At 55.5% G+C, this 16,881-nt stretch carries 14 protein-coding genes; all 14 read left to right on the plus strand.

The window, feature by feature from the left end; genetic code table 11:
• The first annotated feature begins 5 nt into the window (after positions 1 to 5).
• The 14 genes from ACPUC8_RS08325 (at position 6) to secM (ending at position 16,840) form a co-directional block, all read left to right on the plus strand.
• On the plus strand, positions 6 to 1,772 hold the full coding sequence (locus ACPUC8_RS08325) for a peptidoglycan glycosyltransferase FtsI (protein ID WP_039329353.1): 1,767 nt from the start codon (positions 6 to 8) through the stop codon (positions 1,770 to 1,772).
• A complete protein-coding gene (gene murE, locus ACPUC8_RS08330) occupies positions 1,759 to 3,246 on the plus strand; it encodes a UDP-N-acetylmuramoyl-L-alanyl-D-glutamate--2,6-diaminopimelate ligase (RefSeq protein WP_039329351.1) in 1,488 nt (495 codons plus the stop codon). The genes ACPUC8_RS08325 and murE overlap by 14 nt, the downstream gene beginning before the upstream one ends.
• Positions 3,243 to 4,604 (plus strand): UDP-N-acetylmuramoyl-tripeptide--D-alanyl-D-alanine ligase, encoded by a 1,362-nt coding sequence (gene murF / locus ACPUC8_RS08335; protein ID WP_039329349.1) that lies wholly within the window; start codon positions 3,243 to 3,245, stop codon positions 4,602 to 4,604. The genes murE and murF overlap by 4 nt, the downstream gene beginning before the upstream one ends.
• Positions 4,598 to 5,680 carry a phospho-N-acetylmuramoyl-pentapeptide-transferase gene (gene mraY, locus ACPUC8_RS08340; RefSeq protein ID WP_039329348.1) on the plus strand — a complete coding sequence of 361 codons (1,083 nt, stop codon included), beginning with the start codon at positions 4,598 to 4,600 and terminating at the stop codon, positions 5,678 to 5,680. Before murF ends, mraY begins: the two co-directional genes overlap by 7 nt.
• Before the next feature lie 2 nt (positions 5,681 to 5,682).
• Complete coding sequence (gene murD / locus ACPUC8_RS08345; protein WP_494926026.1) at positions 5,683 to 6,999, plus strand: UDP-N-acetylmuramoyl-L-alanine--D-glutamate ligase; 1,317 nt, start codon at positions 5,683 to 5,685, stop codon at positions 6,997 to 6,999.
• Positions 6,999 to 8,213, plus strand: coding sequence for a cell division protein FtsW (ftsW, locus tag ACPUC8_RS08350; RefSeq protein ID WP_039329344.1), 1,215 nt, complete (start codon positions 6,999 to 7,001; stop codon positions 8,211 to 8,213). The genes murD and ftsW overlap by 1 nt, the downstream gene beginning before the upstream one ends.
• Positions 8,210 to 9,268: an undecaprenyldiphospho-muramoylpentapeptide beta-N-acetylglucosaminyltransferase gene (gene murG / locus ACPUC8_RS08355; RefSeq protein ID WP_039329342.1), complete on the plus strand. Its 1,059-nt coding sequence runs from the start codon at positions 8,210 to 8,212 to the stop codon at positions 9,266 to 9,268. Before ftsW ends, murG begins: the two co-directional genes overlap by 4 nt.
• 71 nt (positions 9,269 to 9,339) lie before the next feature.
• A complete protein-coding gene (murC, locus tag ACPUC8_RS08360; RefSeq protein WP_039329341.1) occupies positions 9,340 to 10,815 on the plus strand; it encodes a UDP-N-acetylmuramate--L-alanine ligase in 1,476 nt (491 codons plus the stop codon).
• On the plus strand, positions 10,808 to 11,728 hold the full coding sequence (locus tag ACPUC8_RS08365; protein WP_039329339.1) for a D-alanine--D-alanine ligase: 921 nt from the start codon (positions 10,808 to 10,810) through the stop codon (positions 11,726 to 11,728). Before murC ends, ACPUC8_RS08365 begins: the two co-directional genes overlap by 8 nt.
• Position 11,729: 1 nt before the next feature.
• Positions 11,730 to 12,569, plus strand: coding sequence for a cell division protein FtsQ (gene ftsQ, locus ACPUC8_RS08370; protein WP_039329338.1), 840 nt, complete (start codon positions 11,730 to 11,732; stop codon positions 12,567 to 12,569).
• Positions 12,566 to 13,822, plus strand: a complete 1,257-nt coding sequence (gene ftsA / locus ACPUC8_RS08375; RefSeq protein WP_013507861.1) for a cell division protein FtsA — start codon at positions 12,566 to 12,568, stop codon at positions 13,820 to 13,822. The genes ftsQ and ftsA overlap by 4 nt, the downstream gene beginning before the upstream one ends.
• Positions 13,823 to 13,892: 70 nt before the next feature.
• Positions 13,893 to 15,047: a cell division protein FtsZ gene (ftsZ, locus tag ACPUC8_RS08380; protein WP_039329333.1), complete on the plus strand. Its 1,155-nt coding sequence runs from the start codon at positions 13,893 to 13,895 to the stop codon at positions 15,045 to 15,047.
• Between the two features lie 101 nt (positions 15,048 to 15,148).
• Entirely contained in the window at positions 15,149 to 16,066 is a 918-nt protein-coding gene (lpxC, locus tag ACPUC8_RS08385; RefSeq protein ID WP_039329331.1) for a UDP-3-O-acyl-N-acetylglucosamine deacetylase, read from the plus strand.
• A gap of 273 nt (positions 16,067 to 16,339) precedes the next feature.
• On the plus strand, positions 16,340 to 16,840 hold the full coding sequence (gene secM, locus ACPUC8_RS08390) for a secA translation cis-regulator SecM (RefSeq protein ID WP_039329329.1): 501 nt from the start codon (positions 16,340 to 16,342) through the stop codon (positions 16,838 to 16,840).
• Positions 16,841 to 16,881: the final 41 nt, after the last annotated feature.

The raw sequence follows: 16,881 nt of genomic DNA on the forward strand, positions 1-16,881 counted from the left end.
TTTCAATGAGCGGCGCAGGCAAAACGCTGAAGTTAAAAAAACAGGAAGATAAGGCCAGCTTTATAAGCTGGCGTTTTGCGTTGCTGTGCGGCTGTATTTTACTGGCTCTGGGCGGCTTGCTGTCACGCGTTGCGTGGTTGCAGGTGATCAATCCTGACAAGCTGGTGAAAGAAGGGGATTTGCGTTCCCTGCGTGTGCAATCCGTTCCTACTGCTCGTGGGATGATAAGCGATCGTGCAGGTCGTCCTTTAGCCGTGAGTGTGCCGGTGAATGCGATCTGGGCCGATCCCAAAGAGCTGGCAGAACATGGCGGGGTCTCTCTGGATAGCCGCTGGAAAGCGCTGTCCGATGCGCTATCGATCCCACTGGATCAACTGGCTGCACGCATCAACGCAAACCCGAAAGGGCGCTTTATCTATCTGGCACGTCAGGTCAACCCGGCGATTGGTGAGTATGTCAAAAAACTCCGTTTGCCAGGCATTTACCTGCGTGAAGAGTCACGCCGCTATTACCCTGCAGGCCAGGTCACCGCGCATCTGATTGGCTTTACCAACATTGATGGTCAGGGCATCGAAGGAATCGAAAAAAGCTTCGACAAATGGCTGACCGGTGCACCGGGCGAACGTACCGTGCGTAAAGATCGCAATGGCCGCGTGATTGAAGATATTTCTTCGGTAGACAGCCGCGCTGCTCACAACCTGACACTGAGCATTGATGAGCGTTTGCAGGCGCTGGTTTACCGTGAACTGAATAATGCTGTGGCGTTTAACAAAGCGGAGTCGGGTACCGCGGTTCTGGTGGATGTGAACACCGGTGAAGTGCTGGCGATGGCTAACAGCCCAGCCTACAACCCCAATAATCTCAGCAACACCCCGAAAGATGTGATGCGTAATCGCGCGATTACCGACATCTTCGAGCCAGGCTCCACAGTGAAGCCGATGGTGGTGATGACCGCACTGCAACGCGGTGTGGTGAAAGAGAACAGCGTCCTGAATACCGTGCCGTACCGCGTGAATGGTCATGAGATCAAAGACGTGGCGCGCTATAACGAATTGACCCTTACCGGGGTTTTACAGAAGTCGAGTAACGTCGGGGTTTCACGTTTGGCGTTAGCGATGCCCTCCTCAGCACTCGTAGAAACTTACGCGCGCTTTGGACTGGGTAAACCGACCAATTTGGGGCTGGTCGGGGAAAGTAGTGGCTTATACCCTCAAAAACAACGGTGGTCTGACATAGAGAGGGCCACCTTCTCTTTCGGCTACGGGCTAATGGTAACGCCGTTACAGTTAGCGCGAGTCTACGCAACCATTGGCAGCTATGGCATCAATCGCCCGCTGTCGATCACCAAAGTTGACCCGCCGGTGGCGGGTGAACGCGTTTTCCAGGAAGACCTGGTGAAAACGGTGATGCACATGATGGAAAGCGTTGCATTGCCTGGCGGTGGTGGTGTGAAAGCCGCTATCAAAGGCTATCGCATCGCTATCAAGACCGGTACCGCCAAAAAGGTCGGGCCGGATGGACGCTACGTCAATAAATACATTGCTTACACCGCAGGCGTTGCGCCTGCCAGTCGCCCTCGTTTTGCACTGGTGGTGGTGATCAACGATCCCCAGGCCGGTAAATATTATGGTGGTGCGGTTTCTGCACCGGTGTTTGGCGCCATCATGGGCGGTGTGCTGCGTACCATGAACATCGAGCCTGATGCGTTGCCAACAATTGATAAGAACGAGTTGGTGAAGAACAGAAGTGAGGAATCAAGTGACCGATCGTAACCTGCGCGAATTACTGGCCCCGTGGGTGCCGGGTGCGCCGGCGCGTCCACTCCGTGACATGACACTGGATAGCCGCGCAGCGGCTGCTGGCGATCTGTTTATCGCCGTGGCGGGCCATCATGCTGATGGACGTCGTTTTATTCCGCAAGCTATTGCTCAGGGCGTAGCGGCAGTGATTGCCGAAGCCGAGGGCGAAGCCAGCGATGGAGATATCCGCGAGATGCACGGCGTCCCGGTTATCTATCTGGCGCAGTTGCAGCAGCGTCTCTCTGCACTGGCCGGGCGCTTTTATCAGCAGCCTGCTGAAAAACTCAAATTGATCGGCGTGACGGGTACCAATGGAAAAACCACCACAACACAGCTCATTGCTCAGTGGGCCAACCTGCTAGGCGAAACCGGCGCAGTGATGGGCACGGTGGGGAATGGCCTGTATGGTCAGTTGGTGCCTACCGAAAACACCACCGGCTCTGCGGTTGATGTGCAGCATGTGTTGAATGATCTGGTCGAGCAGGGCGCAACTCTGGCGGCGATGGAAGTCTCTTCACACGGTCTGGTGCAACACCGTGTGGCTGCGCTGCCGTTTGCCGCCGCCGTGTTCACCAACCTCAGCCGCGATCATCTTGACTATCACGGCGATATGCAGAGCTACGAAGCGGCGAAATGGCTGCTGTTCTCTGAGCATCTGGTGAACGCTGCGATCGTCAATGCCGATGACGAAGTGGGCCGCCGCTGGCTGGAAAAATTACCGGATGCGGTTGCCGTTACCATGGGCGACAATTTGCAGCCGGGTTGCCGTGGTCGCTGGCTTAAAGCCACCGCAGTGAACTATCACGATGGCGGTGCGCATATTCAGTTCAGCTCAAGCTGGGGTAACGGTGAATTTGACAGCCGCCTGATGGGCGCATTCAACGTCAGCAATCTGTTGCTGGCCTTAGCGACCTTGCTGACGCTCGATTATCCGCTGGAGGCGCTGGTCTCAAGCGCCTCGCAGTTGCAGCCGGTATGCGGTCGCATGGAAGTATTCACCGCGCCAGAAAAACCCACGGTAGTGGTGGATTATGCTCACACTCCCGATGCGCTGGAAAAAGCGCTGGAAGCCGCTCGTTTGCACTGCAAAGGCAAGCTGTGGTGCGTGTTTGGCTGTGGCGGCGATCGTGACAAAGGCAAACGTCCACTGATGGGCGCGATTGCCGAGCAGTTCTCTGACATTGTGGTGATCACTGACGACAATCCGCGTAGCGAAGAGCCTGGCGCGATTGTTAACGATATTCTGACTGGCTTGCTCGATCCCGGCCGCGCTCGCATCGTTGCAGGACGTGCGCAAGCGGTCACTAACGCGGTGATGCAAGCCAGCGCTGATGACATCGTGCTGGTGGCCGGTAAAGGCCACGAAGACTATCAAATTATTGGCAACCGCCGCCTTGATTACTCCGACCGTGAAACTGTCGCCCGCTTGCTGGGGGTGATGGCATGATTCCGATTTCATTGAAAACACTGGCAGAGATTAGCGGCGGTGAATTGCTGGGCGCAGACCTGACCATTGCGGATGTGACGAGCGACACGCGTAAGGTCGCCGACGGCAGTCTGTTTGTGGCGCTGGTGGGTGAACGTTTTGATGCACATGATTTTGCGAAGGATGCCATCGCTAATGGTGCCAAGGCACTGCTGGTAAGTAAGCACTTGCCGGTGGATGTGCCACAGGTGGTGGTCGCGGATACGCGTATTGCCTTTGGTCAGCTAGGTGCCTGGGTACGTCAGCAGTCGAAAGCCCGTGTGGTGGCGTTGACCGGTTCATCTGGCAAAACCTCCGTCAAAGAGATGACGGCGGCAATTCTGCGTCAGTGTGGTGAGACCCTGTACACCGCGGGCAACCTGAACAATGATTTTGGCGTGCCGATGACACTGCTGCGCCTGACGCAGGATCATGATTACGCAGTGATTGAGCTGGGTGCCAATCATCAAGGCGAAATTGCTTACACCACCGATCTGGTGCGCCCTGAAACCGCGCTGGTGAATAACCTGGCCGCGGCGCACCTGGAAGGATTCGGTTCACTGGCTGGCGTGGCGAAAGCCAAAGGCGAAATTTTTGGCGGATTGCCAGTACATGGCACCGCGATTGTGAATGCCGAGAGCAATGACCTCGCCAACTGGCAATCACAGTTTGTCGATAAAACGCTGTGGCGCTTCTCCCCGCAACCGATGGCAGAGGCGGAATTCCGCGCCAGCGACATTGTGCTGCGTGCGGATGCCACGCTGTTTACCCTGCTTACTCCGCGCGGTGACATTGCTGTGGCGTTGCCTTTACCCGGACGTCACAACATTGCCAACGCACTCGCGGCGGCAGCGTTGGCACTGTCGGTTGATGCGCCGCTGAGCGCGATTCAATCTGGCCTGAAAACCCTGCAGCCCGTGCCGGGCCGCCTGTTCCCGATTCGTCTTGCTGACAATCAGTTACTGCTCGATGACAGCTACAACGCCAACGTCGGTTCCATGACGGCGGCTGCGCAAGTGTTAGGCGATATGCCGGGCTATCGCGTGATGGTGGTCGGGGATATGGCCGAGTTGGGCGATGAAGCCGAACAATGTCATCAGCAGGTAGGGGAAGCCGCGAAGGCAGCGGGTATTGATTGTGTGTTGAGTACCGGCACGCTGAGCCGATTGATCGGTGAAAGCAGCGGTAAAGGCGAACATTTCGCCACTAAAGCCGATCTGACGGAACGTTTACGCACTTTGCTGTCCCAACATCGGGACATCACTATTTTGGTTAAAGGCTCACGTAGCGCCGCCATGGAGCAGGTCGTCGAGAGCTTACAGGAGAAAGGAACATGCTAGTCTGGCTGGCCGAACATCTGGTCGCACTTTATTCCGGCTTTAACGTCTTCTCGTATCTGACGTTTCGCGCCATTGTCAGCCTGCTGACCGCTCTGTTCCTTTCGCTGTGGATGGGACCGCGTTTGATTGCCTGGCTGCAGAAATTGCAGATTGGCCAGGTGGTACGTAACGACGGTCCAGAGTCGCACTTCAGTAAACGTGGTACGCCGACCATGGGCGGCATCATGATCCTCACCTCGATTACCGTTTCGGTGCTGATGTGGGCTTATCCTTCCAACCCTTATGTGTGGTGTGTGTTGGCGGTGCTGGTGGGCTTTGGCGTAATTGGTTTTGTCGATGATTATCGCAAAGTGGTACGCAAAGACACCAAAGGTCTGATTGCCCGCTGGAAATACTTCTGGATGTCGGTGATCTCGCTGGGCGTGGCTTTTGCCCTGTATGCCGCAGGACACGGCACGCCAGCCACGCAGTTAGTGGTGCCGTTCTTTAAGGACATCATGCCGCAGCTGGGCCTGTTTTATGTGTTGCTGGCCTACTTTGTGATTGTCGGTACCGGTAATGCCGTAAACCTTACCGATGGTCTGGATGGTCTGGCAATCATGCCAACCGTGTTTGTCGCCGCAGGCTTTGCGCTGGTGGCATGGGCGACTGGTAACGTGAAGTTTGCTGAATATCTGCATATTCCGTATCTGCGTCACGCGGGTGAACTGGTGATTGTGTGTACCGCCATCGTCGGTGCCGGGCTGGGCTTCCTGTGGTTCAACACCTACCCGGCGCAAGTCTTTATGGGTGATGTCGGCTCACTGGCGCTGGGTGGCGCGCTGGGTACCATCGCGGTGCTGCTGCGTCAGGAGTTCTTGTTGGTGATCATGGGCGGCGTGTTTGTGGTTGAAACCCTGTCGGTGATCTTGCAGGTGGGATCGTTCAAGCTGCGCGGTCAGCGTATTTTCCGCATGGCACCGATTCACCACCACTATGAATTAAAAGGCTGGCCGGAGCCGCGCGTGATTGTGCGCTTCTGGATTATTTCACTGATGCTGGTGCTGATTGGCCTGGCAACGCTGAAGGTACGTTAATCATGGCTGACTATCGGGGCAGAAAAGTCGTCATCATCGGATTAGGCATTACCGGCCTATCCTGTGTTGATTTCTTCCTCGCGCAGGGCGTTACGCCTCGCGTGATGGATACCCGTGTGTCTCCGCCGGGCCTCGATAAACTGCCTGAGTCGGTAGAACGCTATGTTGGCGGTATCAACAGTGACTGGTTGCTGGCGTCTGATTTGATCATCGCCAGCCCGGGCATCGCGTTAGCGCATCCGGCGTTGAGTGAAGCTGCGGATGCCGGGATTGAAATCGTCGGCGATATCGAACTGTTCTGCCGTGAAGCGCAGGCACCGATTGTCGCCATCACCGGATCGAACGGCAAAAGCACCGTCACCACCTTGGTGGGCGAGATGGCGCGTGCGGCAGGCTGGCAGGTAGGGGTGGGCGGCAATATTGGCTTGCCCGCACTCACCCTGTTGAAATCCCCGGCGCAGCTGTATGTACTGGAGCTTTCCAGCTTCCAGCTCGAAACCACTTACAGCTTAAAGGCCGCAGCGGCGACCATCCTCAACGTGACTGAAGATCATATGGATCGCTATCCGTTGGGTATGCAGCAGTATCGCGCGGCGAAACTGCGCATTTATGAAAATGCCCGCATCTGCGTGGTGAATGCCGACGATGGCATGACCATGCCCGTTCGTGGCGTTGACGTGCGCTGTGTCAGTTTCGGCATTAACCTTGGCGACTACCATCTGACGCAACAGCAAGGCAGCACCTGGCTGCGTGCCCAGGGCGAACGCGTGTTGAACACCGATGATATGACGTTGGTGGGGCAACATAACTACACCAACGCCCTCGCTGCACTGGCGCTGGCTGATGCCGTCAATATTCCACGCGCATCAAGCCTGAAAGCGTTAACCACCTTCACCGGCCTGGCGCACCGTTTCCAACTGGTGCATGAAGCTAACGGCGTGCGCTGGATTAATGACTCCAAAGCCACCAACGTCGGCAGCACCGAAGCGGCACTCAACGGCTTGCAGGTGAAAGGCACGTTGTGGCTGCTGATGGGCGGTGACGGCAAGTCGGCTGATTTCAATACCCTGACGCCTTATCTGCAGGGTGACAACGTACAGCTGTTTTGCTTCGGTCGCGACGGTGATGCACTCGCCGCGCTGCGCCCGGAGATTGCCACGCGCACTGAGACCATGCAGCAAGCGATGGCGTTGATTGCCCCTCAGGTTAAAGCCGGCGATATGGTGCTGCTTTCCCCTGCGTGTGCCAGCCTTGACCAGTTCCGTAATTTTGAACAGCGCGGCGATCAGTTCGCGCAACTGGCGAAGGAGTTGAGCTGATGCGCATTCCGGGTGCCAGTATTGCCAGCTTCCTCTCCGTTCGCTTACGCGATTGGGTGATGGGCGGTCGTGAAAATGATGACGCGCCGGTAGTGTTGTACGATCGCACGCTGCTGTGGCTGACCTTTGGCCTGGCGATCATTGGTTTTGTGATGGTGACGTCGGCGTCAATGCCGGTTGGGCAGCGTCTGAATGAAGACCCGTTCTACTTTGCCAAGCGTGACGCGTTTTACATCGCGCTCGCTTTGGGGATGGCGCTGGTGACACTGCGCGTGCCAATGGATTTTTGGCAGCGTTACAGCAACGTGATGTTGATGGCATCGGTGGTGATGCTGCTGATCGTGCTGGTGGTTGGCAGCTCCGTTAACGGTGCATCACGTTGGATCGCGCTCGGCCCCTTACGTATTCAGCCCGCGGAGTTATCGAAGCTCTCGCTGTTCTGCTATCTCGCCAGTTATCTGGTGCGCAAGGTGGAAGAGGTGCGAAATAACTTTTGGGGCTTCTGCAAGCCAATGGGCGTGATGGTGGTGCTGGCCGTCTTGCTGTTGGCACAGCCTGACCTCGGCACCGTGGTGGTGTTGTTCGTCACCACGCTGGCGATGCTGTTCCTCGCGGGGGCGAAGATGTGGCAGTTCCTGGCGATTATCGGCTCCGGTATTTTCGCCGTGGTCCTGCTGATTATCGCTGAACCTTACCGTATGCGCCGTGTGACCTCCTTCTGGAACCCATGGGAAGATCCCTTCGGCAGCGGTTACCAGCTGACGCAGTCCCTGATGGCCTTTGGCCGAGGTGAATTCTGGGGACAGGGCTTAGGCAACTCGGTGCAGAAACTGGAATATCTGCCGGAGGCACATACCGACTTTATCTTCTCCATTATTGGTGAAGAGTTGGGTTATGTCGGTGTGGTTTTAGCGCTGTTGATGGTATTCTTCGTCGCTTTTCGCGCGATGTCGATTGGTCGCCGTGCTCTGGAGATCGATCAGCGCTTTTCGGGCTTCCTCGCTTGTTCAATTGGCGTGTGGTTTAGCTTCCAGGCGCTGGTTAACGTCGGTGCAGCTGCAGGTATGCTGCCGACCAAAGGTCTGACATTGCCGCTGATCAGTTACGGTGGTTCGAGTCTGATCATCATGTCGACTGCCATCGTGTTTTTATTGCGTATTGATTATGAAACGCGTCTGGCAAAAGCACAGGCGTTTACCCGAGGTGCTCGATGAGTAGCAAGCGGCTGATGGTGATGGCCGGCGGAACCGGAGGACATGTGTTCCCGGGTCTGGCAGTGGCCCATCACCTGATCGAACAGGGCTGGCAAGTACGCTGGCTGGGAACCGCTGATCGCATGGAAGCGGATTTGGTACCGAAGCATGGCATCGAGATTGAGTTTATCCGCATCAGCGGTTTACGCGGAAAAGGCGTGAAAGCTTTGTTACTGGCACCGGTCAGAATTTTCAATGCATGGCGTCAGGCGCGCCGCATCATGAAAAACTGGCAGCCGGATGTGGTGCTCGGTATGGGCGGATATGTTTCCGGACCGGGTGGTCTCGCGGCGTGGAGCTGCGGTATCCCTGTGGTACTGCACGAGCAGAATGGTATTGCCGGGCTGACCAATAAATGGCTGGCGAAAATCGCCACCAAAGTGATGCAAGCTTTTCCGGGTGCATTTCCCACCGCGGATGTCGTTGGCAACCCAGTGCGCACCGATGTGCTGGCACTGCCTTTGCCCGCAGAACGTCTGAGTGGCCGCATGGGTCCGATTCGCGTGCTGGTGGTCGGTGGCAGCCAGGGGGCGCGTATTCTTAACCAGACGATGCCGCAGGTTGCCGCGCAGCTGGGTGAAGCGATCAGCCTCTGGCATCAAACCGGTAAGGGCGGGCTAGAGACGGTGCAACAGGCTTATCGCGATGCAGGACAGCCACAGCATAAAGTCACCGAGTTTATCGATGACATGGCTGAAGCCTACGCATGGGCCGATGTGGTGGTGTGCCGTTCGGGCGCATTGACGGTGAGCGAAGTGGCTGCCGCAGGTTTACCGGCCATTTTTGTGCCTTTCCAGCACAAAGATCGTCAGCAGTACTGGAACGCGCTGCCGCTTGAAAAAGCGGGCGCGGCCAAAATTTTCGAGCAGCCGCAATTTACTGCCGCTGCGGTCGCGGGCACGTTGCGCGATTGGGATCGCACCACACTATTGGTGATGGCTGAAAAAGCCCGTCAGGTCGCGATTCCTGATGCAACCGATCGGGTTGCGCAAGAAGTCGCACGCGTCGCGAAGTAAGTTAACAGGTTGGTTTGACTGACCCGTACCTGAATGCAGGTACAAACGGGATAAACAGGTAATTGAGACAGATGAATACACAACAATTGGCAAAACTGCGTTCTATTGTGCCCGAGATGCGTCGCGTCCGGCACATTCACTTTGTCGGCATCGGTGGTGCTGGCATGGGCGGTATTGCCGAAGTGTTGGCGAACGAAGGCTATCACATTAGCGGGTCCGATCTGGCACCTAACCCGGTGACCCAGCATCTGGCCGCGCTAGGCGCGACAATCTATTTCAACCATCGTCCTGAAAACGTGACCGATGCGAGTGTTGTGGTGGTATCAACTGCGGTTGCACAGGACAACCCAGAATTGGTTGCGGCACGTGAACAGCGTATCCCGGTGATTCGCCGTGCCGAAATGCTGGCTGAATTGATGCGTTTCCGTCACGGCATCGCGATTGCCGGCACGCACGGTAAAACCACCACCACGGCGATGGTGACCAGTATTTATGCCGAAGGCGGATTAGATCCTACCTTCGTTAACGGCGGGTTAGTGAAAGCGGCGGGCACACATGCGCGCCTGGGCACCAGCCGTTACCTTATTGCGGAAGCCGATGAGAGCGACGCTTCCTTCCTGCATCTGCAGCCGATGGTGGCGATCGTCACTAACATCGAAGCGGATCATATGGACACCTATCAGGGCGACTTCGAAAACCTGAAGCAGACATTCATTAACTTCCTGCATAACCTGCCGTTCTACGGTCGTGCGGTGATGTGTGTCGATGATGTGGTGATTCGCGATCTGATTCCACGCGTGGGGCGTCAGGTCACCACTTACGGCTTCAGTGATGATGCTGACGTCCGCATTGAAAACTACGAGCAGCGTGGTGCGCAAGGGCACTTCACGCTGATTCGCCAGGATAAGCCAGTGCTGAAAGTGACCCTGAATGCACCGGGACGCCACAATGCATTAAATGCGGCGGCTGCCGTAGCAGTTGCCAGCGAAGAGGGCATTGAAGACAACGCCATCCTCGCGGCGCTGGAGAGTTTTCAGGGCACAGGACGCCGCTTCGACGTGCTGGGCGAGTTTGACACCGCTGCCGTCAACGGCAATCCTGGCAGTGCGATGCTGGTTGATGATTACGGCCATCACCCAACCGAAGTAGACGTCACCATCAAAGCAGCCCGTGCGGGCTGGCCAGATAAAAAACTGGTGATGGTATTCCAGCCGCACCGCTACACGCGTACGCGCGATCTGTTTGATGACTTCGCGAATGTGCTGTCACAGGTGGATGTCCTGCTTATGCTGGACGTTTATCCGGCCGGTGAAGCGCCAATTCCGGGCGCAGACAGTCGCTCACTGTGCCGCGCCATCCGTAACCGTGGCAAGGTTGATCCGATTCTGGTGTCCGAACATGACGCATTACCGGATGCGCTGGCACCGCTGCTCTCTGGCGACGATCTGGTGATCGTGCAGGGCGCAGGCAATATCGGCAAAATCGCCCGTAAACTGGCTGAAATCGAATTGCAGCCTGCTGCAAAAGCGGAGGCACGTCATGGCTGAGAAAGTCGCCGTCCTGATGGGCGGAACCTCGGCAGAGCGCGATGTGTCGCTCAATTCGGGCAGCGCGGTATTAGCGGGTCTGCGCGAAATGGGCATTGATGCGCACGGTGTTGATACCCGTGATGTCTCGGTGCTCGACCTGAAAGCGCAGGGTTTTGCCAAAGCGTTCATTGCATTACATGGCCGTGGCGGTGAAGACGGCACGCTGCAAGCGGTGCTGGAGTTCCTGCAAATGCCTTACACCGGTAGCGGCGTAATGGCTTCGGCCATCACCATGGATAAACTGCGCAGCAAACTGCTGTGGCAGGGCAGGGGACTGCCATCGGGCAAATTTGTCTGGCTGACGCGTCAGCAGCACGATGCCGGTTTGGATGCGGCAACGCAGGCGTCGATCGCCGCCTTAGGTATGCCGTTGTTTGTGAAGCCAAGCTGTGAAGGGTCAAGCGTAGGCATTAGCCGTGTTAACAGCGTCGAAGCCTTGCCTGCCGCGCTGGAAGAGGCATTCCGTCACGATAATGACGTGCTGATCGAAGCTTTTCTCAGCGGTGCCGAATACACCGTGGGTATCCTGGGGGATGAAATTCTGCCATCCATCAGAATAAAAACCGCCAGCGAGTTCTATGACTATGAAGCTAAATACATTTCTGACGATACTGAATACTTCTGCCCGAGCGGTTTAAGCGCAGAGAAAGAAGCAGAATTGCAGACATTAGTGTTGGCGGCATGGCGTGCGCTGGGATGCAGCGGTTGGGGCCGCGTGGATGTGATGGCTGACGGTGAGGGTCATTTCCAGTTGTTGGAAGTGAACACCTCCCCTGGCATGACCAGTCATAGTCTGGTGCCGATGGCGGCCCGACAGGCGGGATACAGTTTCCCGCAGTTGGTCGCCCGAATTCTGGAGCTGGCTGACTGATATGTCTCAGGCGGCCCTACGCGTTAGAAATCGCGAACCCCAGGAGCGAAGCAGCACCGGGCGTAGCAACGGTGCACGGCTGTTTGGCATCGTGTTCCTGCTGATGGTGTTGGGCATCATGGCGGCGGGCGGCTTGGTGGTGCTGAAGTGGATGAATGATGCTTCGCGCCTGCCGTTATCGAAACTGGTGGTGACGGGGGAAACCCACTACACCACGCACGATGATATTCGCCAGGCCATTTTGTCGCTTGGCGCGCCGGGGACGTTCATGTCGCAAAACGTGGACATCATCCAGCAGCAGATTGAGCGTTTACCGTGGATTAAGCAGGTCAGTGTGCGTAAGCAGTGGCCTGATGAGCTGAAGATTAACCTGGTAGAGTATGTTCCGGTGGCTCGCTGGAATGACTCCCACATGGTAGACGCCGATGGCGTCTCCTTCAGCGTCCCGGCCAGCCACATCGGTAAAGAAACACTGCCGATGTTGTATGGCCCGGAAGGCAGTGAAACAGAGGTGCTGGCCGGTTATCACACCATGCGTGATGTGCTCCAGGCCAGCAAGTTTACCCTGAAGGTCGCGTCGATGACGGCGCGGCGCTCGTGGCAGTTAGTGACCAGCGACGATGTGCGCATCGAGCTGGGTCGCAGCGACACCATGAAGCGTCTTAACCGTTTTATTGAGCTCTATCCGGAGCTGCAACAGCAGGGCCAGAGTCAAAACAAGCGCATTGCGTATGTCGATTTGCGCTATGACTCGGGTGCCGCAGTAGGCTGGGCAGCGGCTCCGTTGGAGCAACAGGACAGTAATCAGCAACAAAACCAGGCACAGGCTAAACCACAATGATCAAGGCAACGGACAGAAAACTGGTAGTAGGACTTGAAATCGGCACCGCCAAGGTTGCCGCCCTGGTTGGGGAAATTCTGCCTGATGGTATGGTCAACATTATTGGGGTGGGCAGTTGCCCGTCTCGTGGTATGGATAAAGGTGGCGTAAACGACCTTGAGTCAGTGGTGAAATGCGTTCAGCGCGCCATCGACCAGGCTGAACTGATGGCTGATTGTCAGATTTCGTCGGTTTACCTTGCTTTATCGGGCAAACATATCAGTTGTCAGAACGAAATCGGGATGGTTCCGATTTCGGAAGAGGAAGTCACTCAGGATGATGTAGAGAACGTGGTACATACGGCGAAATCCGTACGCGTGCGCGATGAACATCGTATCCTGCATGTCATTCCTCAGGAATATGCCATTGATTATCAGGAAGGCATCAAGAACCCGGTGGGGCTTTCTGGCGTGCGTATGCAGGCAAAGGTGCACTTGATCACCTGCCACAACGACATGGCAAAAAATATTGTTAAAGCCGTTGAACGATGCGGCCTGAAAGTTGACCAACTGATTTTTGCCGGACTGGCATCCAGTTTTTCAGTTCTGACAGAAGATGAACGTGAGCTGGGAGTCTGTGTTGTTGACATCGGTGGCGGTACAATGGATATCGCAGTCTATACTGGCGGCGCACTGCGCCACACCAAAGTGATCCCTTATGCAGGGAATGTGGTGACCAGTGATATCGCGTATGCCTTCGGTACGCCGCCAACTGATGCGGAAGCCATTAAAGTCCGTCATGGTTGTGCATTGGGCTCGATTGTAGGCAAAGACGAAAACGTCGAAGTGCCAAGTGTGGGTGGACGTCCACCGCGCAGCCTTCAACGTCAAACGCTGGCGGAAGTGATTGAGCCGCGTTACACCGAACTGCTGAATCTGGTGAATGACGAGATTCTGCAACTGCAGGAGCAACTGCGCCAGCAGGGCGTGAAACATCATCTGGCGGCCGGTATCGTGCTGACCGGTGGTGCGGCGCAGATTGAAGGCCTGGCCGCTTGCGCACAGCGTGTGTTCCACACACAGGTGCGTATTGGCCAGCCACTTAACATCACTGGCCTGACGGATTACGCGCAGGAGCCGTATTACTCAACTGCAGTCGGTCTGCTGCATTACGGCAAAGAGTCACATATGAACGGTGATGCAGAAACGGAAAAACGTGCTTCAGTGGGCAATTGGTTTAAACGTATCAATAGCTGGCTGAAGAAAGAGTTTTAATTTTGAAAAAGGAGACCATGCAGGCAATGTTTATGGTCTCCAGGCGACAGGCACATAACGGAGAGAAATCATGTTTGAACCTATGGAATTAACCAATGACGCGGTGATTAAAGTCATCGGCGTCGGCGGTGGCGGTGGCAACGCCGTAGAGCACATGGTACGCGAGCGTATCGAAGGTGTAGAATTCTTCGCTGTAAACACCGACGCACAAGCGTTGCGTAAAACAGCGGTTGGCCAGACGATTCAGATCGGGACCGGTATCACCAAAGGTCTCGGTGCGGGTGCCAATCCGGAAGTCGGTCGTACCTCAGCGGAAGAAGATCGCGAAGCACTGCGTTCTGCGCTGGAAGGGGCAGACATGGTGTTTATTGCTGCTGGCATGGGCGGCGGTACCGGTACCGGTGCAGCGCCAGTGGTGGCTGAAGTAGCAAAAGATTTGGGTATCCTGACCGTTGCGGTGGTGACTAAGCCATTCAACTTTGAAGGCAAAAAGCGTATGGCTTTTGCTGAGCAGGGTATCGCAGAGCTGTCTAAGCATGTTGATTCATTGATCACCATTCCTAACGATAAGCTGCTGAAAGTGCTGGGTCGCGGTATCTCTCTGTTGGATGCGTTCGGCGCAGCTAACGACGTGCTGAAAGGCGCGGTGCAGGGTATCGCTGAGCTGATTACTCGCCCGGGCTTGATGAACGTTGACTTCGCTGACGTGCGCACCGTGATGTCAGAAATGGGCTACGCGATGATGGGTTCAGGCGTGGCATGCGGTGAAGACCGTGCTGAAGAAGCGGCCGAAATGGCGATTTCCAGCCCACTGCTGGAAGACATCGACCTGTCAGGTGCGCGCGGCGTGCTGGTCAACATCACGGCGGGCTTCGACCTGCGTTTGGATGAGTTCGAAACTGTGGGTAACACTATCCGCGCCTTCGCCTCTGACAATGCAACCGTGGTGATCGGTACTTCTCTGGATCCAGAGATGAACGATGAGCTGCGCGTGACTGTTGTTGCAACCGGTATTGGTATGGACAAGCGTCCAGAAATTACCCTTGTCACCAACAAGCCGGCCACTCAGCCAGTGATGGACCATCGTTACCAGCAGCACGGTATGGCACCGCTGCCTCAGGAACAAAAACCTGCGGCAAAAGTGGTCAATGACCAGCCTGCATCATCTAACAAAGAGCCAGATTACCTCGATATTCCAGCCTTCCTGCGTAAGCAGGCTGACTAAGAATATCCTGATAATTGGGATTCTCCGCTCTTTGTGCTAAAGTGTTCGCCCGCCGGTAATTTATACTGGCGGTCGGATGGGTAATATTGCGAGATAAAGCGATGATCAAACAAAGGACATTAAAACGTATTGTTCAGGCGACAGGTGTCGGTTTACATACCGGCAAGAAAGTCACGCTGACCTTACGCCCTGCGTCGGCTAATACCGGGGTCATCTATCGTCGCACTGACTTGAATCCACCGGTTGATTTCCCGGCTGATGCAAAATACGTGCGCGACACCATGCTGAGTACTTGCCTGGTGAATGATGAAGGCGTGCGTATTTCGACGGTTGAACACCTGAATGCAGCATTGGCTGGCCTGGGCATTGATAACATTATCGTTGAAGTCGATGCGCCAGAAATTCCAATTATGGATGGCAGTGCCGCGCCTTTTGTCTATTTGCTGATGGATGCAGGCATCGAAGAGCTGAACAGCGCGAAGAAATTCGTCCGCGTTAAGCAAACGGTGCGTGTGGAAGATGGCGATAAGTGGGCTGAGATCAAACCGTACAACGGTTTCTCGCTCGATTTTACTATCGACTTCAAACACCCAGCGATTGACTCAAGCTCGCAGCGTTACCAGCTGAACTTCTCGGCTGAGGCGTTTGTTCGCCAAATCAGCCGCGCGCGCACTTTTGGCTTTATGCGTGAAATTGAATATCTGCAGTCTAAAGGCCTGTGCCTGGGCGGTAGCTTAGACTGTGCGATTGGACTCGATGATTTCCGCGTACTTAACGAAGACGGTCTGCGCTTTGAAGATGAATTCGTTCGTCACAAAATGCTGGATGCTATCGGTGATTTGTTCATGTGTGGTCATAACGTGATTGGCGCATTCTCTGCGTTCAAATCGGGCCATGCGCTGAACAATAAATTACTGCAGGCGGTTCTGGCTAAGCAGGAAGCCTGGGAATGGGCAACCTTCGAAGACGAAGCTGAACTGCCGCTGGCATTCAAAGCACCAAATTTAGTGCTGGCGTAAGCCAGACGTAAAAACGGCAGGTCTCGCTGACACCCTCTCCGGTCAGCCGAGCCTGCCGTTTTTTATTGCCTGATAATCAATCCTGCAAGACCGCTCGCAATTCTTCACTCAGACTGGCGAAAGCCTGTACAAAAAAACGTGAATTCCCCCGTAAGCCCTTTAAACACTGGTGTCGTTGCCCCACATAAGTGCTATTATCTGGCGCTCGTATGAGTAGGGTCGTGGATGACCACGGCAGCTTCATTACTTATTTAATTAAACTCTGGACAGGTTGTGATCGGGATTTTCTCACGCTGGCGACAATTAGGCAGACGCTATTTCTGGCCTCATCTCTTGTTAGGGATGGTGGCGGCCAGTTTGGGCTTGCCTGCCTGTGCGCAAAGTGCGGAGCCCACGGCGACTGACTCGCCCATTAGCAGCCTGTTTGTCGGCAACGCTGTACACTTCGATCATTTGATTCGCCTGCAGGAAAGTGCGCGTCGACTGAACTTTAACGTCGATTACTGGCACCAGCATGCGATCCGTACCGTCATTCGCCACCTTTCATTTAGCATGACACCGCCCGCAGAAGCGGAGGCTGAGCAAGCTGTGCCGCTGGCGGCGCAAAAGCTGGCGTTAATTGATTCGTTGCAGGCGCTGCTGACATCGCCTGCACAACCCGCTCTGGCGCTTGACGCGCAGAAAACCCCAGGTCATCACGACCTCTCAATCCCGACTTCTGCTGACTGGCAGGCTGCTATCCATGGCATCCGCGCTGGGCCACTCAACGCTTAACTGCTAACTTTTTTCCACATCCTGTTTTAGATTTTCCAGAC

The organism is Pantoea sp. CFCC18177 (assembly GCF_059412425.1).

Excerpts from the sequence above, each read along its gene's own strand:
- ACPUC8_RS08325 (WP_039329353.1), top strand. The coding sequence starts at position 6 with ATGAGCGGCGCAGGCAAAACGCTGAAGTTAAAAAAACAGGAAGATAAG.
- murF (WP_039329349.1), top strand. The coding sequence starts at position 3,243 with ATGATTCCGATTTCATTGAAAACACTGGCAGAGATTAGCGGCGGTGAA.
- mraY (WP_039329348.1), top strand. The coding sequence starts at position 4,598 with ATGCTAGTCTGGCTGGCCGAACATCTGGTCGCACTTTATTCCGGCTTT.
- murD (WP_494926026.1), top strand. The coding sequence starts at position 5,683 with ATGGCTGACTATCGGGGCAGAAAAGTCGTCATCATCGGATTAGGCATT.
- ftsW (WP_039329344.1), top strand. The coding sequence starts at position 6,999 with ATGCGCATTCCGGGTGCCAGTATTGCCAGCTTCCTCTCCGTTCGCTTA.
- murG (WP_039329342.1), top strand. The coding sequence starts at position 8,210 with ATGAGTAGCAAGCGGCTGATGGTGATGGCCGGCGGAACCGGAGGACAT.
- murC (WP_039329341.1), top strand. The coding sequence starts at position 9,340 with ATGAATACACAACAATTGGCAAAACTGCGTTCTATTGTGCCCGAGATG.
- ACPUC8_RS08365 (WP_039329339.1), top strand. The coding sequence starts at position 10,808 with ATGGCTGAGAAAGTCGCCGTCCTGATGGGCGGAACCTCGGCAGAGCGC.
- ftsQ (WP_039329338.1), top strand. The coding sequence starts at position 11,730 with ATGTCTCAGGCGGCCCTACGCGTTAGAAATCGCGAACCCCAGGAGCGA.
- ftsA (WP_013507861.1), top strand. The coding sequence starts at position 12,566 with ATGATCAAGGCAACGGACAGAAAACTGGTAGTAGGACTTGAAATCGGC.
- ftsZ (WP_039329333.1), top strand. The coding sequence starts at position 13,893 with ATGTTTGAACCTATGGAATTAACCAATGACGCGGTGATTAAAGTCATC.
- lpxC (WP_039329331.1), top strand. The coding sequence starts at position 15,149 with ATGATCAAACAAAGGACATTAAAACGTATTGTTCAGGCGACAGGTGTC.